The sequence below is a fragment of the Streptomyces sp. NPDC058221 genome, assembly GCF_042882365.1.
Lineage (GTDB): Bacteria > Actinomycetota > Actinomycetes > Streptomycetales > Streptomycetaceae > Streptomyces.
Map to the genome: position 1 here is coordinate 105,147 of NZ_JBHVWF010000003.1, position 19,974 is coordinate 125,120.

22 protein-coding genes and 1 tRNA gene are annotated in these 19,974 nt (G+C 71.4%); 12 read left to right on the plus strand and 11 right to left on the minus strand.

From position 1 onward, the window contains the following. Positions 1-137: 137 nt before the first annotated feature. Both ACFVW8_RS02190 and ACFVW8_RS02195 read right to left on the minus strand, forming a co-directional pair. Positions 138-1,274, minus strand: coding sequence for an ABC transporter ATP-binding protein (locus ACFVW8_RS02190; RefSeq protein ID WP_389685650.1), 1,137 nt, complete (start codon positions 1,272-1,274; stop codon positions 138-140). Between the two features lie 177 nt (positions 1,275-1,451). Next, positions 1,452-2,198 carry an SDR family oxidoreductase gene (locus ACFVW8_RS02195; RefSeq protein WP_389685651.1) on the minus strand — a complete coding sequence of 249 codons (747 nt, stop codon included), beginning with the start codon at positions 2,196-2,198 and terminating at the stop codon, positions 1,452-1,454. Between the two features lie 146 nt (positions 2,199-2,344). On the opposite strand from ACFVW8_RS02195, the gene ACFVW8_RS02200 reads away from it, so the two are divergent. Beyond that, positions 2,345-2,929 (plus strand): TetR/AcrR family transcriptional regulator, encoded by a 585-nt coding sequence (locus ACFVW8_RS02200; RefSeq protein WP_389685652.1) that lies wholly within the window; start codon positions 2,345-2,347, stop codon positions 2,927-2,929. A gap of 71 nt (positions 2,930-3,000) precedes the next feature. Then, a tRNA-Thr gene (locus ACFVW8_RS02205) sits at positions 3,001-3,074 on the plus strand. A gap of 36 nt (positions 3,075-3,110) precedes the next feature. Here the strand turns inward: ACFVW8_RS02205 and ACFVW8_RS02210 are convergent. The 3 genes from ACFVW8_RS02210 to ACFVW8_RS02220 form a co-directional block, all read right to left on the minus strand. Then, the gene (locus tag ACFVW8_RS02210) at positions 3,111-3,758 is read right to left on the minus strand and encodes an HAD-IA family hydrolase (RefSeq protein ID WP_389685653.1); all 648 of its coding nucleotides are present in this window, start codon (positions 3,756-3,758) and stop codon (positions 3,111-3,113) included. A gap of 3 nt (positions 3,759-3,761) precedes the next feature. Next, complete coding sequence (locus ACFVW8_RS02215) at positions 3,762-5,162, minus strand: NAD(P)/FAD-dependent oxidoreductase (RefSeq protein ID WP_389685654.1); 1,401 nt, start codon at positions 5,160-5,162, stop codon at positions 3,762-3,764. 73 nt (positions 5,163-5,235) lie between these two features. Next, complete coding sequence (locus ACFVW8_RS02220; RefSeq protein ID WP_389685691.1) at positions 5,236-5,910, minus strand: rhomboid-like protein; 675 nt, start codon at positions 5,908-5,910, stop codon at positions 5,236-5,238. Positions 5,911-5,943: 33 nt separating this feature from the next. On the opposite strand from ACFVW8_RS02220, the gene ACFVW8_RS02225 reads away from it, so the two are divergent. Together ACFVW8_RS02225 and ACFVW8_RS02230 are read left to right on the plus strand one after the other, a co-directional pair. Then, positions 5,944-6,864: an aminoglycoside phosphotransferase family protein gene (locus ACFVW8_RS02225; RefSeq protein ID WP_389685655.1), complete on the plus strand. Its 921-nt coding sequence runs from the start codon at positions 5,944-5,946 to the stop codon at positions 6,862-6,864. A 33-nt stretch (positions 6,865-6,897) separates the two neighbouring features. Next, positions 6,898-7,371, plus strand: coding sequence for a GNAT family N-acetyltransferase (locus ACFVW8_RS02230; RefSeq protein ID WP_389685656.1), 474 nt, complete (start codon positions 6,898-6,900; stop codon positions 7,369-7,371). A gap of 34 nt (positions 7,372-7,405) precedes the next feature. On the opposite strand, the gene ACFVW8_RS02235 is transcribed toward ACFVW8_RS02230, so the two are convergent. Further along, positions 7,406-8,407, minus strand: a complete 1,002-nt coding sequence (locus ACFVW8_RS02235) for a zinc-binding dehydrogenase (RefSeq protein WP_389685657.1) — start codon at positions 8,405-8,407, stop codon at positions 7,406-7,408. Between the two features lie 191 nt (positions 8,408-8,598). Between ACFVW8_RS02235 and ACFVW8_RS02240 the strand changes: the two genes are divergently transcribed. Beyond that, entirely contained in the window at positions 8,599-9,306 is a 708-nt protein-coding gene (locus tag ACFVW8_RS02240; protein ID WP_389685658.1) for a pentapeptide repeat-containing protein, read from the plus strand. A gap of 26 nt (positions 9,307-9,332) precedes the next feature. Here ACFVW8_RS02240 and ACFVW8_RS02245 read toward each other — a convergent pair whose 3' ends face one another. Both ACFVW8_RS02245 and ACFVW8_RS02250 read right to left on the minus strand, forming a co-directional pair. Continuing rightward, entirely contained in the window at positions 9,333-9,830 is a 498-nt protein-coding gene (locus tag ACFVW8_RS02245) for a hypothetical protein (RefSeq protein ID WP_362959492.1), read from the minus strand. 95 nt (positions 9,831-9,925) lie between these two features. Then, positions 9,926-10,522 carry a TetR family transcriptional regulator gene (locus ACFVW8_RS02250; protein WP_389685659.1) on the minus strand — a complete coding sequence of 199 codons (597 nt, stop codon included), beginning with the start codon at positions 10,520-10,522 and terminating at the stop codon, positions 9,926-9,928. 94 nt (positions 10,523-10,616) lie between these two features. Between ACFVW8_RS02250 and ACFVW8_RS02255 the strand changes: the two genes are divergently transcribed. Then, positions 10,617-11,693, plus strand: a complete 1,077-nt coding sequence (locus ACFVW8_RS02255) for an NAD(P)-dependent alcohol dehydrogenase (RefSeq protein WP_389685660.1) — start codon at positions 10,617-10,619, stop codon at positions 11,691-11,693. A 297-nt stretch (positions 11,694-11,990) separates the two neighbouring features. Next, entirely contained in the window at positions 11,991-12,815 is an 825-nt protein-coding gene (locus ACFVW8_RS02260) for a hypothetical protein (protein ID WP_389685661.1), read from the plus strand. Positions 12,816-12,837: 22 nt separating this feature from the next. Here ACFVW8_RS02260 and ACFVW8_RS02265 read toward each other — a convergent pair whose 3' ends face one another. Beyond that, on the minus strand, positions 12,838-13,218 hold the full coding sequence (locus tag ACFVW8_RS02265) for a hypothetical protein (RefSeq protein ID WP_389685662.1): 381 nt from the start codon (positions 13,216-13,218) through the stop codon (positions 12,838-12,840). Positions 13,219-13,560: 342 nt separating this feature from the next. Between ACFVW8_RS02265 and ACFVW8_RS02270 the strand changes: the two genes are divergently transcribed. After that, positions 13,561-14,814, plus strand: a complete 1,254-nt coding sequence (locus tag ACFVW8_RS02270) for a helix-turn-helix transcriptional regulator (protein WP_389685663.1) — start codon at positions 13,561-13,563, stop codon at positions 14,812-14,814. Between the two features lie 14 nt (positions 14,815-14,828). Continuing rightward, entirely contained in the window at positions 14,829-15,194 is a 366-nt protein-coding gene (locus ACFVW8_RS02275) for a hypothetical protein (protein ID WP_389685664.1), read from the plus strand. Between the two features lie 117 nt (positions 15,195-15,311). Here the strand turns inward: ACFVW8_RS02275 and ACFVW8_RS02280 are convergent, their stop codons facing one another. Both ACFVW8_RS02280 and ACFVW8_RS02285 read right to left on the minus strand, forming a co-directional pair. Further along, on the minus strand, positions 15,312-15,962 hold the full coding sequence (locus ACFVW8_RS02280) for a response regulator (RefSeq protein WP_389685665.1): 651 nt from the start codon (positions 15,960-15,962) through the stop codon (positions 15,312-15,314). Then, positions 15,959-17,296, minus strand: a complete 1,338-nt coding sequence (locus tag ACFVW8_RS02285) for a sensor histidine kinase (RefSeq protein ID WP_389685666.1) — start codon at positions 17,294-17,296, stop codon at positions 15,959-15,961. Before ACFVW8_RS02285 ends, ACFVW8_RS02280 begins: the two co-directional genes overlap by 4 nt. Before the next feature lie 238 nt (positions 17,297-17,534). Between ACFVW8_RS02285 and ACFVW8_RS02290 the strand changes: the two genes are divergently transcribed. From ACFVW8_RS02290 to ACFVW8_RS02300, 3 genes are read left to right on the plus strand one after another with little or no spacing between them, the layout of a single operon-like run. Further along, positions 17,535-18,092 (plus strand): heme-binding protein, encoded by a 558-nt coding sequence (locus tag ACFVW8_RS02290; protein WP_389685667.1) that lies wholly within the window; start codon positions 17,535-17,537, stop codon positions 18,090-18,092. A 48-nt stretch (positions 18,093-18,140) separates the two neighbouring features. Next, entirely contained in the window at positions 18,141-18,737 is a 597-nt protein-coding gene (locus ACFVW8_RS02295) for an ankyrin repeat domain-containing protein (protein WP_389685668.1), read from the plus strand. Then, positions 18,734-19,924, plus strand: a complete 1,191-nt coding sequence (locus ACFVW8_RS02300) for a YncE family protein (protein WP_389685669.1) — start codon at positions 18,734-18,736, stop codon at positions 19,922-19,924. The genes ACFVW8_RS02295 and ACFVW8_RS02300 overlap by 4 nt, the downstream gene beginning before the upstream one ends. The last annotated feature ends 50 nt before the right edge of the window (positions 19,925-19,974 follow it).

Consider the following 19,974-nt stretch of genomic DNA (forward strand, 5'->3'; position numbering starts at 1 on the left):
ACTCATCGCCCGTGTGGCCGGGTAATTGGCCCCCGGCCCACCAACCCCCCCCCAACCCCCCCCGCCCCCCCCGCCCCCGGCGCGGCCCCCCCCGGTTCACCGGGGGGGCCCGACGGCGTACGGCGGGTGGTGCGGGATCAGCCGGTGAGGCGCTCACCCGTCGAGGTCGCGAAGACGTGCAGCTCGTCCGGGCGGGGCACGACGTGCAGCTTGGTGCCCTTCTCCGGGACGGCACGGCCGCCGACGCGGACGACGAGGTCCTTGTCCTGGGTGCCGACCTCGGCGGAGCCGTAGACGAAGCCGTCGGCGCCGAGCTCCTCGACGACGTTGACCGAGACGGCCAGACCGGCGGGGGCGTCGGCGGAGTCCTTGGTGAGGGACTTCGCGGCGGAGCCGCCGTGCTCGACGATGTCGAAGTGCTCGGGACGGATGCCGACCGTGACGGTCGTGTCGCCGCGGTCCGCGGCGGCGGTGAGCGCCTCGCGGGAGACCGGGACGACGCTGTTGCCGAACTTCACGCCACCGTCGGTGATCGGGACCTCGACCAGGTTCATGGCCGGGGAGCCGATGAAGCCGGCCACGAAGAGGTTCGCCGGCTTGTCGTACATGTTGCGCGGCGAGTCGACCTGCTGGAGCAGACCGTCCTTGAGGACCGCGACACGGTCACCCATGGTCAGGGCCTCGACCTGGTCGTGCGTGACGTACACGGTCGTGATGCCCAGACGGCGCTGGAGCGAGGCGATCTGCGTACGGGTGGAGACACGGAGCTTGGCGTCGAGGTTCGACAGCGGCTCGTCCATGAGGAAGACCTGCGGCTCACGGACGATGGCACGGCCCATCGCGACACGCTGACGCTGACCACCGGAGAGCGCCTTCGGCTTGCGGTCGAGGTAGTCGGTGAGGTCCAGCATCTTGGCGGCCTCTTCGACCTTCGCCCGGATCTCGGTCTTGTTGATACCGGCGATCTTCAGCGCGAAGCCCATGTTGTCCGCGACGGACATGTGCGGGTAGAGCGCGTAGTTCTGGAACACCATCGCGATGTCCCGGTCCTTCGGCGGCAGGTGCGTGACGTCGCGGTCGCCGATGCGGATCGAACCGCCGTTGACGTCCTCGAGACCCGCGAGCATGCGCAGGGAGGTCGACTTGCCGCAACCGGAGGGACCGACGAGGACGAGGAACTCGCCGTCCTCGATGTCGATCTCGAGCTGGTCGACCGCGGGCTTCGTGGAGCCGGGGTATACGCGGGACGCCTTGTCGAACGTGACACTGGCCATGCGGAATCTTCTCCTTCACCGGCAGGAACGTGCCGGACGATCCGTTGTAAGGGAGTGGTCTGGTCCACTTGAGTGAACCTGCCTGGACGCTACCCGGCCATGTCGAATCTGTCAGTAGTTCTTGGGCCACGAATTCCCCGGGCTCGATCCGGGTGGGAGGCGGCTGCGGGACGGCCCTCAGTCCTGCGCGGTGGGGCGGACGACGATGTCGCCCACGTCGACGCCGTCGGGCTGCTCGACGGCGAAGGCGATGGCGCGGGCCACCGCATCCGGCGGGATCGCGATCTTCTCCATCTTCTCCATGATCTGGGCCCTGACCCCGGGGTCCGACATGGAGTCGGCGAACTCGGTGCGGACGAAGCCCGGTGAGACGACGGTGACGCGCAGGCTGTCGCCGGCCTCCTGGCGCAGACCCTCGGAGATGGTGCGCACGGCGTTCTTCGTGCCGGCGTACACCGCCTGGAGGGGGACGATGCGCAGCCCCGCGGTGGACACGGTGTTGATGAAGTGGCCGAAGCCCTGTTCCCGGAACACGGGCAGTGCGGCGGCGATCCCGTACAGCACGCCCTTGAGGTTGACGTCGATCATCTCCTCCCACTCCTCGACGCGGAGGTCGTCGAGAGGGGAGATCGGGCCCACCCCGGCATTGCTGACGAGGACGTCGAGTTTGCCGAACCGTTCGCGTGCCAGCGCGACGAGACCGGTCAGGTCCTCGCGCCTCTTCACGTCCGTACGGACCCGGACGGCTTCCCCGCCGGCCTCCTCGATGCGGGCGGCCAGGGCCTCCAGGCGCTCCGCACGGCGCGCTCCGAGGACGACCTTCGCGCCGCGCGCGGCGAGCAGGAGCGCGGTCGCTTCGCCGATGCCGCTGCCGGCGCCGGTGATGGCCACGACCTTGCCTTCGATGCCTTCGTTTTCCGACATGACCGGCAGTCCTTCCAGAGAGGGGAGGGCAGGCCGGGGTCACTGCCCCGGTCATGCCCTAGAGTGAAAGTGGAGGCGCCGCCACTTTCACCCACACTAAGTGGAGCCGCCTCCACTTAGCAAATGGAGAGCAGGGAGAGCCGTTGATGTCCCCAGCCGCAGGACGCCCGCTGAGGGCCGACGCCCAACGCAACCGGGACAAGATCCTGGCCGCGGCGGTACGCGTGTTCACCGAGGAGGGGCTGGACGCCCACTTCGAGCGCATCGCCAAGGAGGCGGGCGTGGGAACGGGCACCCTCTACCGCAACTTCCCCACCCGGGAGGCCCTGATCGAGGCGGCGTACCGCAACGAGGTCTCCCGCCTGTGCGACTCCGTCCCCGCACTCCTGGCCGCCATGGAGCCCGGCGAGGCACTGCGCGCCTGGACGCGCCGCTTCATCGACTACGCCACCGCCAAGCTCGGCATGGCCGAGGCGCTCCGCGCCGTCGTCGCCTCCGGTGCCAACCCGTACGCCGACAGCCATCGGATGATCCAGGAGGCCCTGTCGTCCCTCATGGACGCAGGCACCGCGGCCGGTGTGATCCGGTCCGACATCACCGCGACCGACATGTTCGCCGCCCTCGCGGGAATCGCCCTCACCTCGGCCGGCCCCGACCAGCGGGAACAGGCTGAACGCCTTCTCGACCTCACCCTGGACGGACTGCGGTCCGTGCCCCGTGAGCAGGGGTGAAACTTCTTGGATGGGTGGATGGGGCGCTGTGTAGAGTGAGGGCTCGCGCGCGTGCTTCCGGCGTGCGCGATGCCTCCTTAGCTCAGCTGGCCAGAGCAACGCACTTGTAATGCGTAGGTCATCGGTTCGAATCCGATAGGGGGCTCAATCCCCAGGCCGACATCTAGTCGGCCTGGGCTTTTTATGCCGATCCGGCCTGGATCCTCGGCAGGAAGCTCAGCGCCGTCCTGAGATCCGAAGGCTCGCGATAGTGAACCCCGGTCATCCCCATGGCCCGCGCGGCTTCGACGTTCTCCAGTCGGTCGTCCACGAAGAGGCACCGCTCCGGTGCGACGCCCGCCCGCGCGGCCGCGATGTCGTAGATCTCCCGGTCCGGCTTGGCGACGCCCACGCGGGCGCTGCTGACGACGTGGTCCGCGAGATCCGTCAGGCCCAACGACGCCAGGTCCCGCTCCAGTTCCAGGGTCGCGTTCGTCACCAGGACCACGGGCAGGTGCGCCCGTACGTGGCGCAGCAGGCACACCACTGCGTCGTCGGCCCGGAACGGGGCTTCGGCGAGTGCCGTCGCGAGTGCGCGGGCCCGGGGTTCGGGGAGCTCGTCCGGCAGCGCGCGGACGATGGATTCGATCCACTCCTGCTGGGTGATCCTGCCCAGCAGGAGGGGCAGGTCCGTCTCCGGGGCGTAGGCCACGTCCGTGGTCGTTCCCGGTGTCAGGCCCGCCGCGTGTTCGAGCTCGGTCAGCCGCGTCGTGTCGTAGAAGCGGATCACGTTGTCGAGGTCGCACAGCACGGCGTCGAAGGGGCGGCCTGCGGTTGCAGGAGAAGTCATGGCTCAGCCCCGTCCCGCCACCCGGTCCGCGAACTTCGCGATCGGGTCCGTGCCCGGGCGGGGTGAGGTGCGTTCGCGGCGGTCGGCTGCCCGGTAGGCGGCGTACATGCCGTGGACGCCGAGCCAGCGGAAGGGTTCGGGTTCCCAGCGGCGGACGCGGTGGTTGACCCAGGGGAGGGTGGTCAGGTCGGTGGGGCCGGACTGGCCGGAGTCCTGCTGGATCAGGTCGCGCAGGGTGCGGGCGGCGAGGTTGGTGGTGGCGACCCCGGAGCCGACGTAGCCGCCGGCCCAGCCGAGGCCGGTGGAGCGGTCGAGGGTGACGGTGGCGCACCAGTCGCGGGGGACGCCGAGGACGCCGGACCAGGCGTGGGCGATGCGGGTGCCGGCGGTGGTGGGGAAGAGGCGGACGAGCAGGTCGCGCAGGGCCTCGACGGTGGCGGGCCGGGTGCGTCCGTCGTTGTCGGTGGCCGAGCCGTAGCGGTAGGGGACGCCCCGGCCGCCGAGTGCGATGCGGTTGTCGGCGGTGCGCTGGGCGTACATGTACGCGTGGGCCATGTCGCCGAGGGTTTCGCGGCCGTTCCAGCCGATGGTGTCCCAGAGGGAGTCGTCGAGGGGCTCGGTGACGATCATGGAGGAGTTCATCGGGAGCCAGGTGCGCTTCTGGCCCTTGAGGCCCGCGGTGAAGCCTTCGGTGCAGCGCAGGACGTACGGGGCGCGGACCGTGCCGTAGGGGGTGACGGCGTGTTTGGGCTTGATCTCGGTGACGGGGGTCGACTCGTGGATCGTGACGCCGAGGGCTTCCACGGTGTCCGCGAGGCCCTTGACGAGTTTCGCGGGGTGCAGACGGGCGCCGTGCGGGGTCCAGGTGGAGCCGACGGCGCCGGTGACGCGGACGCGTTCGGCGGTCTCGCGGGCGCCGTGCAGGGTGCGGTCACTCTCGCCGAAGGCGATCTCCGCGGAGTGGAAGCCCTTGAGGCGGGCCAGCTGGGCCGGAGTGCAGGCGACTTCGAGGACGCCGCCCCGGTGGATGTCGGCGTCGATCTTCTCGTCGGCGGCGACCCGGATGACCTCGGTGACGGTGTCGTTCATCGACTGCTGGAGGCGGACGGCTGCTTCGTGGCCGTGGAGTTTCGCGTAGCGGTCGCGTCCTGCGATGCCGTTGTAGAGCCAGCCGCCGTTGCGTCCGGATGCGCCGTAGCCGCAGAACTTGGCTTCCAGGACGGTGATGTTGAGGAAGGGGACGGCCTTCTTGAGGTAGTACGCCGTCCAGAGTCCGGTGTATCCGCCGCCGACGATGCAGATGTCGGCCGTGGTGTCACCGGGCAGGGGCTCGCGGGGTGTGGGGGTGCCCTGGTCCGCGTACCAGAAGGATATGCCGCCGTTCGCGGTGCTGACGGTGCTCATTTTGCCCCTGCTTGTCCGTATGGCCGGCTGGCCGTGTGATGGCTGTCCGCCGGTGAGCCTGTGTGGCGGGACGTTACTGGGCGGGGGCGGGTTTCGTCTTGTGCCGGTTGCGGGTGAGCGGGTAGCAGGCGAGGCCGATGAGTACGGAGGTGAAGTGGCCGACGTCGGTGAAGGTGGCGCGGGTGACGAGGGGGACGCCGTAGATGACGAGGACGGCGAAGAGGTAGACGTACCGCCAGGGCCGCGGGACGTAGTAGGTGAGCACGGCGACGACGCCCGCGAGCGCGTAACTGACGCCGACGTCCAGGGTGTTGGCGGCGGTCTCCGGTGCGTGGCCGTGCCGGATCGCCCAGGCCAGGACGCCCTCGCTGACGAGGGTGGCCAGGACGTGGGCGGCGGCCACGACGGTGAGCCAGCGCAGGGTGCCGAGCCGGCGCTCGGCGGGGGCGTGGAAGACGGTGTAGAGCACGGCGTAGGGGAGCCATTCGCCGCCGTCGATCCAGAAGGCGCTGCTGATCAGGACGCGTACGGGGTTCTGGGAGAGCTCGTGGATGTTGGTGGAACGCTGGCGGAGGAAGTCCTCCTCGAAGGCCGGTGACATCTGGTGGACGATCACGGTGGTGACGAAGAGGGCCGTCAGCCAGAGGTAGGTGCCGGGGGCGCTGCGGATCCATGAGCCGACGCCGCGGATCCACGTGGCGGGTGCGGAGCGGGGCCGCGTGGGAGGGGCGGGGTGGCTCGGGGTCATAACCGATTGACGCACGCTCCTACGATCGGGGGCGTGATTGACATTCCGGATGCGCTGATCGCCACTCAGTCCAAGTACAACGGTGCGGCCGGGCGGGCGTTCCTTGCCGCGTTGCCGGGGATGGCCGCGGAGTTCCTCGAACGGTGGGGGCTGCGCCGGGACGGCGAGGCGCTGTACGGGGTGTGTGCGCTGGTCCTTCCGGTGGTGCGGGTGGCGGACGGGCGCCCTGCCGCGCTGAAGCTGCAGTCGGTGGACGCGGAGACGGTGGGGGAGCCGGTCGCGCTGCGGGTGTGGGGTGAGACGTCGGCCGGTGCGGTGGGGTTGCTGGACCATGACGCGGCGTCGGGGGCGATGTTGCTGGAGCGGCTGGACGGGCACCGTTCCCTGTCGGGGATGGCGGATGTGCGGGAGGCGGTGCGGATCATCGCGGAGCTGCTGGCGGGGCTGACGGCGGTACGGGCTCCGCGGTCGGGCGGTTTCCGGGGGCTCGGCGAGGCGGCGGAGTCGATGCTGGCGGCGGCGCCGGGCGCGGCGGGGCTGCTGGCTGATGCGGCGGAGCGGCGGCTGCTGGCGGACTGCGCGGCGGCGGTGCGGGAGGTGGCGGGGGAGCCGGGAGACCGGCTGCTGCACTGGGATCTGCACTTCGGCAATGTGCTGGCCGGGAGGGGCTGGCCGGCGGGCGAGGGGGCGCGGTGGGTGGCGATCGATCCGAAGCCGCTGGCGGGTGATCCTGGCTTCGAGTTGTTTCCGGCCTTGGCCAACCGGTTCGACGCGGAGGGGGTGGGGTGGCGGTTCGACCTGATGACGGAGGTGCTGGGTCTTGACCGGGCGCGGGCCCGTGCGTGGACGCTGGGGCGGGTGCTGCAGAACGCGTGCTGGGGCGCCGAGGGCGGTGAGCGGCGGCTGGTGCCGGAGCACGCGGAGATCGCGCGGCGGTTGCTGGGAGGGGAGTAGGAGGGACGGTGCGGTGCTGCTTACGCTGCCTTCATGATCCGTACCGCTACTGCCGCTGATGTTCCCGCCCTTCACGCGATGATCCGTGAACTGGCCGATTACGAGAAGGCGCTGCACGAGGCGCACGCCACCGAGGAGCAGCTGCGCGAGGCGCTGTTCGGCGAGCGGCCTGCCGCGTACGCGCACATCGCCGAGTCGGACGAGGACGGTGAGGTGGTGGGCTTCGCGTTGTGGTTCCTCAACTTCTCCACGTGGCGCGGAGTGCACGGCATCTATCTGGAGGATCTGTACGTGCGTCCCGAGCGGCGCGGCGGCGGGCACGGGAGGGCGCTGCTGGGCGAGTTGGCGCGGATCTGTGTGGAGCGCGGCTACGAGCGGCTGGAGTGGTCGGTGCTGAACTGGAACGCCCCGTCGATCGCGTTCTACGAGTCGCTGGGTGCGCGCCCGCAGGACGAGTGGACGGTGTACCGGCTGACGGACGGGGCGCTGGCGCAGCTCGGGGGCTGACATCCGGGGGTCCGGGGGTCTGGGGATCAGGGGATCAGGGGATGAGGACGACCTTGCCGGTGGTGCCGCGGGTTTCGAGGGCGCGGTGGGCGGCGGCCGCTTCGGCGAGCGGGTAGCGCTGGACGGCGGGGCGCAGGCGGCCGGCGGCGGCCTCGGCGAGGGAGCGTGTCTCCAGGGCGCGCAGGCCGCCGCCGCGCTGGATCATGGCGGGGCCGAGGACGCTCTGCGAGGTGATGGCGCGGGCGGTGAGTTCGTCCTCGGTGAAGGTGAGCGGGCGGCCGTCGTGGAGCCCCTGGCCGGACCAGCCGTAGACGATGTGCTGTCCGCCCTTGCCGAGGAGGTCGACGGCGGCGCGTGCGGTGGTGCCGCCGACGGAGTCGTAGACGACGGTGGCGCGGCGGCCGAGGGCGTCGAGGTGGGTGCGGACCTGGCGGGGCCAGTCGGGGAGGGTGTAGTCGACGGCGAGGTCGGCGCCGTTGGCGCGGACGAGGCCGGTCTTGGCGGGTCCGCCGGCGAGGCCGATGACGGTGGCTCCCGCGTTCTTGGCGTACTGGACGAGCAGGGTGCCGATGCCGCCGGCCGCGGCGGTGACCAGGGCGATGGATTCGGGTCCGAGCGGGGTGAATCCGAGGATGCCGAGGGTGGTGCGGCCGGTGCCGATCATCGCGACGGCTTCGGCGTCGTCGAGGCCGTCGGGTACGGGGTGCAGCTTGTCGGCCTCGGTGACGGCGAGTTCGGCGTAGCCGCCGGGAGCGTTGCCGATGTGGGCGACGACGTGCCGGCCGAGCCAGCTCGGGTCGGTGCCTTCGCCGAGCGATTCGACGGTGCCGGCGACTTCGCGGCCGGGGACGGTGGGCAGTGGGGTGGGTGCGGGGTACGGCCCGGTCATGCCCTGGCGCAGGGCGGTGTCGAGGAGGTGTACGCCGGCTGCGCGGACGGCGATCCGGACCTGGCCGGGCGCGGGGACGGGGTCCTCGGTGCGCTCGTAGGTGAGGTTCTCGGCGGGGCCGAAGGTGTGGAGGCGGACGGCGTGCATGGTGGGCTCCCCGGGGTGTGGGTCTCGGTGAGCCCACTCTCTGACCTCAAGCGCGCTTGAGGTCAAGTGGTGCTGTGGAGGTGGCGGGTGCGCAGGGCGGGGCCGATCGGTGTGGTGCGGCCGGAGGGCCCGCTGAGTGCCGGGTCGCCGAGGAGGGCGGCGTTGTCAGTGGGGTGCGTCACGATGGGGGCATGGTGCGCAGCAGCGGGAGTGGTCAGGGGAGCGGCAGGAGCAGGTCCGGCAAGGACGGGATCGCGGCGGCGCGGCGTCCGGAGGTGCGGCTGCCGCCTCTTGAGCCGTACGGGGGCGGGGGCCTGGAGCCGGACGGGGACTACGACGGTGTGCGGTTCGACGCGGTGGATCTGGCGGACGAGTCGGGCCCGGGTGCCCGGTTCATGGACTGCGCCCTGGACGGCTGCGCGCTGGACCGTACGGAGCTGGTCAGGGCCCGTTTCATCGATTCGGTGCTGACGGGGGTACGGGGGGTGGGCACGGATCTCGCGGGGGTGTCGCTGCGGGACGTGGAGATCGTGGACGCGCGCCTGGGCGGGGTGCAGATGCACGGTGCGGTGCTGGAGCGGGTGCTCGTGCGGGGCGGGAAGATCGACTACCTGAATCTGCGGAAGGCGCGGCTGAAGGACGTGGTGTTCGAGGGCTGTGTGCTGTCCGAGCCGGATTTCGGGGGTGCGCAGCTGGACCGGGTGGAGTTCCGGGACTGTGTGCTGAAGCGGGCCGACTTCAGTGCGGTGCGGATGGAGTCGGTGGATCTGCGCACGGTCGCGGAGCTGGACATCGCGCGGGGCGTGGAGCGGCTGGCGGGTGCGGTGATCAGCCCGTCGCAGCTGATGGAGCTGGCTCCGGCGTTCGCGGCGCAGATCGGGGTGCGGGTGGAGGCCTGAGGGCCTGCCCCCCTCCGGGGGGCCGGTCAGAGGCGGGGGAAGCGGGCCTGGAGGTCCCAGATCGCGGGGTTGTCGGCGAGGCCTTCGTGCATGTCGGCAAGGTCGGCGATCAGGTCGTGCAGGAAGTCGCGGGCCTCGCGGCGCAGCACGGAGTGGTTGAAGGTGAGCGGCGCTTCCTCCGCGGGCATCCAGTCGGCCTCGACGTCGACCCAGCCGAAGCGGCGCTCGAAGAGCATGCGGTCGGAGGACTCGGTGAAGTCGAGTTCGGCGAACTGGCGGCGGTGCGAGCGGTTGCCGCGCGGATCGCGGTCGATCTGCTCGACGATGTCGCACAGGGCCCAGGCGAAGTCGAGCACGGGCACCCATCCCCAGGCTGTGGATACTTCGCGGTCCTCCTTGGTGTCCGCGAGGTAGACGTCCCCGGAGAACAGATCGTGGCGCAGCGCGTGGACGTCCGCTCGGCGGTAGTCGGTCTGCGGGGGATCGGGGAAGCGTCGGGAGAGGGAGTAGCCGATGTCGAGCACGGTTCGATGGTGTCATGCCCGGCGTGTCGCTCCTGCCGGTGGAGGAGGAGTGGAGGAAGCGACGGGCCTTGGGCCCATGATCCGCCGGACAGGCCCTAAGGGGCTGCGTCGGCCGAGGCGGCGCGCCGGACGCAGTCCCGGAGCAGGGCGCGACGCCGATCATGTACGTCATCGGGTTCCCGGCTGGTGGCCGCGTAGACGTTGCTGACCGGTGACCAGGCCATGGACATGGCGATGACCATGGCCATGATGTCGAACGGGTCGCCCGCGCGGACCCGCCCGGCGGCCTGCGCCTCGGAGATGGCCGTGAGCTTGTGGTCGTGGTAGTCCGCGCGGGTCTCGACGAGGTGCCCGTCGGGCCGGCGCTCCAGCCGTGTCCAGGTAGCCAGCCGGATGAGGTCGGGGCGGCGCAGGTATTCGTCGTAGAGACGGACGGCCCAGTCCGCGAGATCGTCGGCGTCGATGGGCACGACGTTGGTGATGCGCTCCAGCGAGCTGAGGAAGATCGCGTCGAAGAGCCGTTCCTTGTCACCGAAGTAGGCGTAGAGCTGGGCCTTGTTGGTGCGCGCCGCTGCCACGATGCGTTCGATGCGCGCCCCGGCGATGCCGTGCTCGGCGAACTCTTCGGTCGCGGCGTCCAGGATGCGCTGGTAGGTCGCGGCGCCTCGCGAGGTCTGGGGCAGTTCCGGCATGACCTCACTCTACCAAACAGAACAGTTTGTTTGCTTTGGCGTGCGGACGCGCTTACGCTGTGACAGACAGAACAGTCTGTTTAAGGAGTCAGGTATGCGCATGACCACCGGATGGCAGGCGGCCGGCCCGACGGCGGCGCTGCGGCGCGTGCCGCTGGCCCGCCGAGACCTGCGCCCGGACGACATCGCGGTGCGGGTCGACTTCTGCGGCGTGTGCCACACCGACCTGCACGCCCTGAACGCCTATGACCAGGACGCGAAGGCACCCCTGGTGCCCGGTCACGAGTTCACCGGCGTGGTGACCGGGACCGGCCCCGAGGTGACGGCCTTCTCGGTCGGCGACCGCGTCGCGGTGGGCAACATCATCGACTCCTGCGGCGTGTGCGCCATGTGTGAAGCCGGACAGGAGAATTTCTGCCACTCCTTCCCGACCCTGACCTACGGCGGCACCGACCGGCAGGACGGGGCGACCACTCTGGGCGGCTACACCCGTGAGTACGTCGTGCGCGACGCCTTCGCCTACCCGCTCCCCGCCGGCCTCGACGCGGCCGCGGCCGCCCCGCTGATGTGCGCAGGCGTCACCGTCTGGGAACCCCTGCGCTCCCTGGGCGTCGGCCCCGGCAGCCGCGTCGCCGTGGCCGGGCTCGGCGGCCTGGGGCACCTCGCGGTCAAGATGGCGGTGGCACTCGGCGCCACCACGACCGTCATCAGCCGCACGCAGGACAAGCGCGACGACGCCCGCAAGCTCGGCGCCCACGGCCTCATCGCGTCCACGGATGCCGAGCAGATGGCCGAGGCGCGCGACACCTTCGACGTCGTCATCGACACCATCTCCGCCCCGCACGAACTCGCCCCGTATCTGAAGCTGGTGGCGATGGACGGCACCCTCAGCCTCCTCGGGTACCTGGGCCCTGTCACCGTCGAGGCCATGGACCTGCTCATCGGACGCAAGAAGCTCAGTTCGGCGGGCAGCGGAGGCCGTCCGGCGACAGCCGAGATGCTCAAGTTCTGCGCCGACAACGACATCGCCGCCGACGTCGAGGTGCTCCCGTCGGCACAGGTGGACACGGCCCTCGACCGCCTCCGGCGAAACGACGTCCGCTACCGCTTCGTGCTCGACATGTCCGACCTGGACCGAAGGGAATCGGAGCACGCGCCGGACAGGCCCTGACCGCAGCTCACGCTCGGGGCTCAAGCGTCGAGATCCGAGCGCTCTTTCAGCGGAATGGGTGGAGGGATTGCGTTCCCACCCACCCTCCCTGCCTTGAGGGTTGACTTTTTGCGATCGACTTGCCACGGAGGGTGGCCGCGCTCTAGCGTCAGTGGGACCAAGACGGCCCCCGTCGGTGCTGAAACACCTAACGGGGGCCTGACCACTTCGATCGTTAGGCCCGATCTGATGGCTGCCGGCCAGCTTAGTGCTGCCCCCTCCTCTGCGCCCGCCCCTGTTCCCACGCTCGACCACCCGATGGCCAATCCCGGGTACGGCAAGCGTTCGGCGCCCGGGCAACGCCCGCGCACCGACCATGATTTCGCGCATCTCCTGCCCCGTGACGCCGCTGTCGCCGCGTACATCGACGGCTTGTGCGACGGCGCCGACATCTCCGTGAAGACCCTCGCCAAAATGCTCCCGTACGGGCAGTGCGCCCTGCGGACCACGCTCAACCGGCTCCAGGAAGCGGGCCATCTGCGCCGGGGCAGCGAGTGCGTCGCGACCGAGGAGGCGCTGATCTGGGTCACCCGGACGTTCTTCTCCCGCACCTGGCACGACGATGACTGGTGGGACGCCTTTACCCGGGGTGACGTACCGCAGCGGCAGTCGGCCCAACGCCCCACCCGTTCACGGTCGTTCATCCTGTTGGCCGCCCTCGGGCGCCACACGCCCATGCTCACGCTCTCGCAGGCGGACTGTGTGGCGCTGGAACCGCAGGTCAGCGAGTGGTTCGAGCGCGGCGCCACCGAGCCGGAAGTCCTGCACGCCCTGACCGAGGGCCTGCCCGCACGCATCCACCACGCCGCCGCGCTCCTGGGCCGACGCCTGCGGGACAAGCTGCCGCCCGTGCGCGAGGCCGCCCCGGCCCCCCGGGTCGTCCTGCGCGCCCTGGAGTGCGGCGAATGCCGCGCACCCGGCAGCGCGGAAGCGATGCGAGGCGGCCTCTGCGCCACCTGCCGAGGCAACGCCCCCGAAGCCTCCTGCGGCCCCGCGGGCGCCGTCCCCGTCCAGGGGGTGCGGGCCAGGATGAGCGCGGTACGGGCCGGACTGGTACCCCGCGCCGAGCGCGGACACCGGTGACGCCGGACGGCCTTCAGTCGAATCACCCCTCCAGGGCGTCTGCCCACGTGTGCTGTTTGGCGTGGTCGGCGAACAGACAGCAGCCCTCACCGTCAGGACCCGGGGCGACCACCGTGCAGTCCGACACCACGACAAGTTCCGCCTCGTCCGTCCCGTGCCAGCGGAGCCACAGCGCGGTCCCGTACGCGCAGGCGTCGGTGAGGAGACCGAAGTGCTCACCCTCGTCGTGCGCGGACAGCTGGCACTGCACCGCCCTGTCGACGTACGGGGCGGCCGACATCTCCCGCGCTTCCCTCGCCAGGTCGAGGGGCACCCGGCGCCAGTGCGCGCACCGCATCACGACTTCACCCGAGAGGAGGCTCCAAGGCGCGGGGAGTGGTCCGTGCAGCGCGGGCACGTGCATGGCGGGAAGCGCCCGGGGTTGTCGAGGGCCATCGGACCCTCATCTTCCTGTACCTCTGTCACCTGGCCCCAAGTCCGACCGGAGTCGTGGGAGACCCGGAGGGTCATGAGGGCTCTGGGTGAAGAGCCCAGGCCCCGCGTCCGCGCCGTACCGTCCGGCTCGCGCGCCAGAGTCTCGTCTCTCGTCGTCATGACCGAACTCCTTTGTGAATCACGCTGCTCGTCTGGGGCAACATCCAGGAAAGCGCGCGAAGTCGGAGGTCTCCACGGCATCCATGCGGCAGTCTTGACGCAGGTCCGTGCACGAGCTCTGAAGGCCCCGAAACCGCGGGAAGGGGGCGCCATGGGACTCGCGGAACGACGCAGGACCCTGGGCTACAGTCAGGAGACGTTGGCCGAGTTACTCGGTGTGGACCGCACTACTGTCGGACGCTGGGAAAGCGCCAAAGCCGCTCCTCAGCCGCCCCAGCGAAGGTCCTTGGCCGCCGCTCTCGAAGTCAGTCTCCAAGAGCTGGACGCTCTCCTGGCACCGCCACGAGCCGCAGACCGGACGGCCGCAGGGCACCAGTTCATTGACCCCCCGAGCGCGGGAGACCCCGACGAAATGATCCGCCGCGAATTCCTCCGCATACTGACTGTCAGCGGGGTTTTTGCCACCCTGCCGGTCGAGGAGGCCGAGGCCCTCACCGAGGGCGTCCGCCGGGGGGTGCCCGCCGACTTCGCACGCATGAACAGCCATCTCTGGCAGGTTTATCAACTGGCCCGCTCCAAGGGCTCCGTGTACCCCGTCATCCGTGACCAGCTGACGACACTCAACGAGGCATTGGCGGGCCGCCGTGGAAGCGCGCGCCCCCTTCTGAACGCGGCCTCCGACCTCTTCCAGTTGGCCGGAGAGGTTGCGTTCGACAGCAACCGGTACTCCGACGCAGCGGCGTCGTACTCGCTCGCGGCATCGATCAGTAAGGATGCCGAGGCGTACGACCTTTGGGCATGCGCGCTCGTTCGCCACGCTTACGTGGACATGTCCGAGCAGTGCTACCGCCAGGCGGCGCAGCTGCTCGACGCGGCCGAGCGACTGGCCGGCCGGGGGGACAACAACCTCTCGACTCGGTATTGGGTCGCTTCCGTCCAAGCCGAGGCATACGCCGGCCTCGGCGACCTGGACGCGTGCGAGCGTGCGATGGATCAGGCGGAGACCGTCCGCGACCTCACCGCGGACAGCGTCAACGGTGGATGGCTTCGGTTCGATGGTGCGCGGCTGGCCGAGGAACGGGGATCGCGCTACGTACAGCTCGGCCGTCTCGACCTGGCGGAGAACGCCTTGAAGGATGCCCTGGAGCAGGCAGCCCTGGCATCCGGGCAGTCGTACCGGCGACGCGGAGCAGTGCTCACCGACCTGGCCGCCATCGGCGCGAAGCGGCAGGACGTCGAGCAAGTTGTGGCGTACGGCAGGGAAGCCATCGGCCTGGCCCGAGCCTCCGCGTCCGGGTACGTCGCCCGTAGACTCCAAGCCCTGTGCGACGAGTTCGGTCCCTTGAGCCGCGACCACCGCGTGGCGGAGCTGGGGGCGGAGATCGCCACGCTGAGCACGCCGTGACGAGAGGGGTAGGCATGCCGCAGACCGAAGGTGCACGACTGTTCCGGGAAACCTGGATCGCGGGAGTGCACCAGCACTTTCCCGGGGAGCCGAAGGCCGGCTACGTCATCCCGTGGGAAGACACCCCGCAGTGGGAGCGCGAGGCCGCAGGCTCGGTCTACGACCAGGTCCGGCAGTTCGTCGAGATCAGCGGTGGCCACACGTCGAGGTTGTCCCGCGAGCAGAAGAGCCGGTTCGTCGCGACGTGCTGGACGGCACAGATGTTCAAGCACTTCGAGGAGCCGAAGCCGGGCTATGTAGCGGACTGGCCTGACCTGCCGTCCTGGCAGCAGGAGACGGACGCCGACATCTTCGAGGCCATCGAGAAGGCGCTGAGCTGACCGCACCGGAACGTTCCTGGGTGGACAGTGGATTGGACCGTCAGGACGGGTATTGCGCGCCGAGGGTCTTCCACTTCGCTCGTCTTATGTGAAACGCCGCCGGGATGGCCCCAGCCCTCAGGGCAGCAGCCGCTGCTCCTTGGCCACGGCGACCGCCCCGGCGCGGGTGTCGACGCCGAGCTTGTCGTAGATCCGGCCCAGGTGCGTCTTCACGGTGGCCTCGCTGATGAACAGGGCGCGGGCGATGTCGCGGTTGCCGAGGCCCTGGGAGAGCTGGCCGAGGATGTCGCGTTCGCGGTCGGTGAGGGTGGGCAGCGGCTTGCGCATCCGTGCCATGACGCGGCTGGCGACGGGCGGGGAGAGGGCGGTGCGGCCCTGGGCTGCCGAGCGGATCGCGGCGAAGAGCTCCTCCGGGCGTTCGGCCTTCAGCAGGTAGCCGGTGGCGCCCGCCTCGATGGCCCGGGTGATGTCGGCGTCCGTGTCGTACGTGGTGAGGACCAGGACGTGGGCGTCGTCGGTGCCGGCCACGATCCGGCGGGTCGTCTCGACGCCGTCGATGCCCTCGCCCAGCTGGAGGTCCATCAGGACGACGTCGGGGGTGAGCTTGGCGGCCAGGGCGACGGCCTCCTCGCCGCTGCCGGCCTCCCCGACGACCTCGATATCGGGTTCGCTGCCGAGGAGTGCGAGGAGTCCGGCGCGTACGACGGCGTGGTCGTCGCAGAGCAGGATGCGGACGGGCGTGGGGACGGGCGGGTGCGGGGCGGTCATACGGGGTCCCGGTGGGTGAGGGCGGCGGATGGTCCGTCGGTGAGGGGGACGGCGGCGGTCACCACGGTGCCTTCGCCCGGTGCGGATTCAATGGTCAGGGTGCCGCCGAGCTGGCGCAGCCGGGCGCGCATCGCGGGCAGTCCGTGACCGCGTACGCCGCCCGTGGCCCCGGTGTGCGCGGCGGGGGCGAAGCCGTGGCCGTTGTCCGCGATGTCGAGGACGGTCCGGTCGTCGAGGTGGGTGAGGGTCAGGGCGGCCTCCGTGGCGCCCGCGTGCTCGGTCACGTTGGCCAGGGCGCCCTGGGCGATCCGCAGCAGCGCGGACTGCACCCGGTCGGGCAGCGCGGTGTGCGGCGCGCCCTCGACATGGCAGCGCACGGTCAGCCGGCCCTGGGCCTGGGTGGTTTCGCGGTCGGCGAGTGCGTACAGGGCGGCGTCCAGGCCGCCGCCCTCGGCGAGGTCGGCGGGGGCCAGGTCGTGGACGAAGCGGCGGGCCTCGGCGAGGTTGCGTTCCGCGATGCCGGTGGCGGTACGGACATGGCGGCGGGCGGTCGCCGGGTCGGTGTCCCAGGTGCGGTCGGCGGCCTGGAGCAGCATCTGCTGGCTGGACAGGCCCTGGGCCAGGGTGTCGTGGATCTCCATGGAGAGCCGCTGGCGTTCGGCGAGGGTGCCTTCGCGCCGTTCGGTGGCGGCCAGTTCGCGGCGGGTGCGGAGCAGGTCGTCGATGAGCTCGTCCTGGGTGGCGGCCTGCCGCCGCATATGGACGAAGACGGCCGTGGCGACGGCCGCGACGGCGGGCGGGGCGAGCACCAGGTTCGGGTCGAAGCCGTCGGCCAGCCGTAGCTGTGCGGCGACGACGAACAGGGTGAGCAGCGCGACCAGGGCCAGTGCGGCGCGCGGCGGCAGGATGCGCAGCCCGGTGTAGAACAGCGGCACCGCGCACCACGCGAAGCTCGGTGCGAGGACGACCAGGACCATCCACACGGCGACCAGCACCCCGAGCCAGATGAGGCTGCGCGGGGTCGGGCGGGAGCCGAGCACCGGGCCGAGTACGTACAGGGCGGCCAGTGCGACGGACAGCCCGATGATCCACGGGGTGCGGGCCTCGCCCGGGTGGCGCAGCAGGAAGCGGGTCAGCGAGGCGCCCAGCAGCAGGAAGAACGCGGCGTGCATGAGCACGGCGAGCGCCCGGGTGTCCGCGTCACCGGCCCGCGCGCCGGGACCGCGGGTGCCGGGACCGCGCGCGCCGAGATCTCCGGTGCCGGTGCCGAGGCCTCCGGTGCCGAGGTCGCCGGACGGCCCGGCACCGCGTCCCGACCGGCTTCGTCGCTCCACCCGTACCCCACCCCCTTCTCCCGGCCGTGCCCCGCTCTGCGGGACCGCTGCTGACCTGCGCGGACATTCCATCGTCACCCCGATCGGGCGCGCCCGCATCAACCGATCGGCCGATGGGGCCGTCAGCCGTCCCGCACGCGGCGTCGAGCCGGTACGACGACGGCCGGGCCCCGGGTCCGGCCGGAGCATTGATCTCAGAACGCAGGAACCACCGAATGCCTTTGCTGAGGAGCCCACCATGAAGAAGATGTCGCTGCGCACCCGTGTCCTGACCGGTACCGTCGCCGCCGCCGCTCTCGGGGCCGGCACCTTCGGTGCCGTCTCCGCGAACGCTTCCGCCCCGGCCGCCGCGCCCGCCGCCGCCGTCAAGGCCGACACCGCGAACCGGAACCTCCAGCAGTCCACGCACCTGACCGTCGACGCCGCGTCGAAGGCCGCCCAGGCTGCGCTGGACGCGGCGGAGAAGGAGCACCAGAAGGTCGCCGTCTCCGTCGTCGACCGCAACGGCAACACGATCGTCACCCTGCGCGGCGACGGTGCGGGCCCGCAGGCGTACGAGTCGGCCGTGAAGAAGGCGTACACCGCCGTGTCGTGGAACGCCCCCACGTCCGAGCTGGCCGAGCGGCTGGACCAGACCCCGAACCTGAAGGACATCCCTGGCACCCTGTTCCTCGCGGGCGGCGCCCCGGTGCAGGTCAAGGGCGCTCCGGTGGCGGGCGTCGGAGTGGCGGGGGCGCCCAGCGGCGACCTCGACGAGAAGTTCGCGCAGGCCGGCGCCGCCGCCCTCGCCAAGTAGCCCGCCACGCAGCCCGCCACGTAGTCGGAACAACCCCGGGAGACGGATATGAACGCCCTCGATCACCAGCTGCTCGCCGCCGCACGCACCGGCGACCCCGACCGGGTGCGCACCGCGATCGAGGGCGGCGCCCGGGTGGACGTCCGCGACGAGGAGCTGCGCACCCCGCTGCTCCTGGCCGTCCACGGCGGCCACGTCGAGGTGGCCCAGCTGCTCGTCGCGGCAGGCGCCGACCCCGATGCGCAGGACCGGCGCGAGGAGAGCCCCTGGCTGGCCACCGGCGTCACCGGCAGCGTCCCGATGCTGCACGCGCTGCTGCCGGCCGGGCCGGATCTCAAGCTCCGCAACCGGTTCGGCGGCATCGCGCTGATCCCGGCGAGCGAGCGCGGCCATGTCGCCTACGTACGGGAGCTGCTCCGGGTCACGGACATCGACGTCGACCACGTCAACCGGCTGGGCTGGACTGCCCTGCTGGAGGCCGTGATCCTCGGCGACGGGGGCCGGGCGCACCGGGAGATCGTCGAGCTGCTGCTGGCCGCGGGTGCGACGCCCGAGCTGCCGGACGGCGACGGCGTCACGGCGCTGGAGCATGCGGAGCGCCGCGGGTTCGCGGAGATCGCGGCGCTGTTGCGGGACACCCGGTGACCGCCCGCCGCCCGGTCCGGGGGCGGGGCCGCGGAGTCCCGCCCGGCCGGCGGCGCCTGGCGGGCGCACTCGCCCTGGCGGCCGCCGCGGCCGTTCTCGCGGGCTGCGCGGCGGACACGTCCGGCGTCACCACCCCCGCCCCAGCTGCGAAGACCCCGGCCGCGAAGGCCCCGGCCGCGAAGGCCCCGGCCGCGACCGCGAGGGCCGGGGCCACCCCGGACGGCACGCTGCTCGTCGCCGACTTCGGCGGTGACACGGTGACGTTCGTCGATCCGGAGCGCGGCGCGTTCGACCGGGTCGAGGTCGGCGCCGCCCCGTACGGCCTGGTCGTCGGCGCGGATGGCCGGGCCTGGGTGGCGACGGCCGAGGGCGTCGCGGTGGTGGACACGAAGAGCCGCATCCGGACGGCGCGCATTCCGTACCGGACGGCGACCGGGCCCGTCACCACCGGCGAGTACCGGGGCGGGGGCATGGGCATCGCCTTGGCCCCCGACGGCAGGCACGCCTATGTCGGCGTCAACGTGCCGGACGCGAAAGGGGTGCTGGAGGTGATCGACACCGGGACGCGGAAGGTGACGGACACCGTTGCGGTCGGCCGCCGCCCCTTCGACGTGGACGTCTCGCGCGACGGCGGCGAGGTGTACGCCACCGGCCATGACTCCTTCGATGTGACGGCGGTCCGTACGGACACGCTGCGCGCCCGGCGGATGGAGGTCGCCCCGTACGGCACCGAGGGCGGTCTCGGCTCCTGGCTGAAGCCGCACTACGCGGCCGTCCGCCCGCAGGACGGCAAGCTGCTGCTGCCGTTCGAGGGCGAGCGGCTGGCGGTCCTCGACCCGCGCACCGGGAAGGTCACGGTCGAGCGGATGACGGCCGACACCCACCAGCACGGCGCGGCCCTGGCCCCCGACGGCACGCTGCTCGTCGTCGGCACCGGTCCGATCGCCGCCGACGACAAGGACGCGTCGCTCACCGTCCGTGCCCCGGACGGCAGCGAACGGGTCGTGCCCCTGGACGGTCCGCACGAGGACGTGGCGGTGTCCGGTGACGGCCGCACGGCGTACGTCACCGGGGGCTTCACCCGGGACGGGTACTGGAATGGGATCACCGTCGTCGACCTGGCCGGCGACACACCCCCGGTCCGGCTGGCGGCGGGGGACCGGCCGCTGGGGATCGCGGTGCTCTGAGGGGCCGCGGGGCCGGGCGCGCACCCAGGAATCCGACATTCCGCACCTAG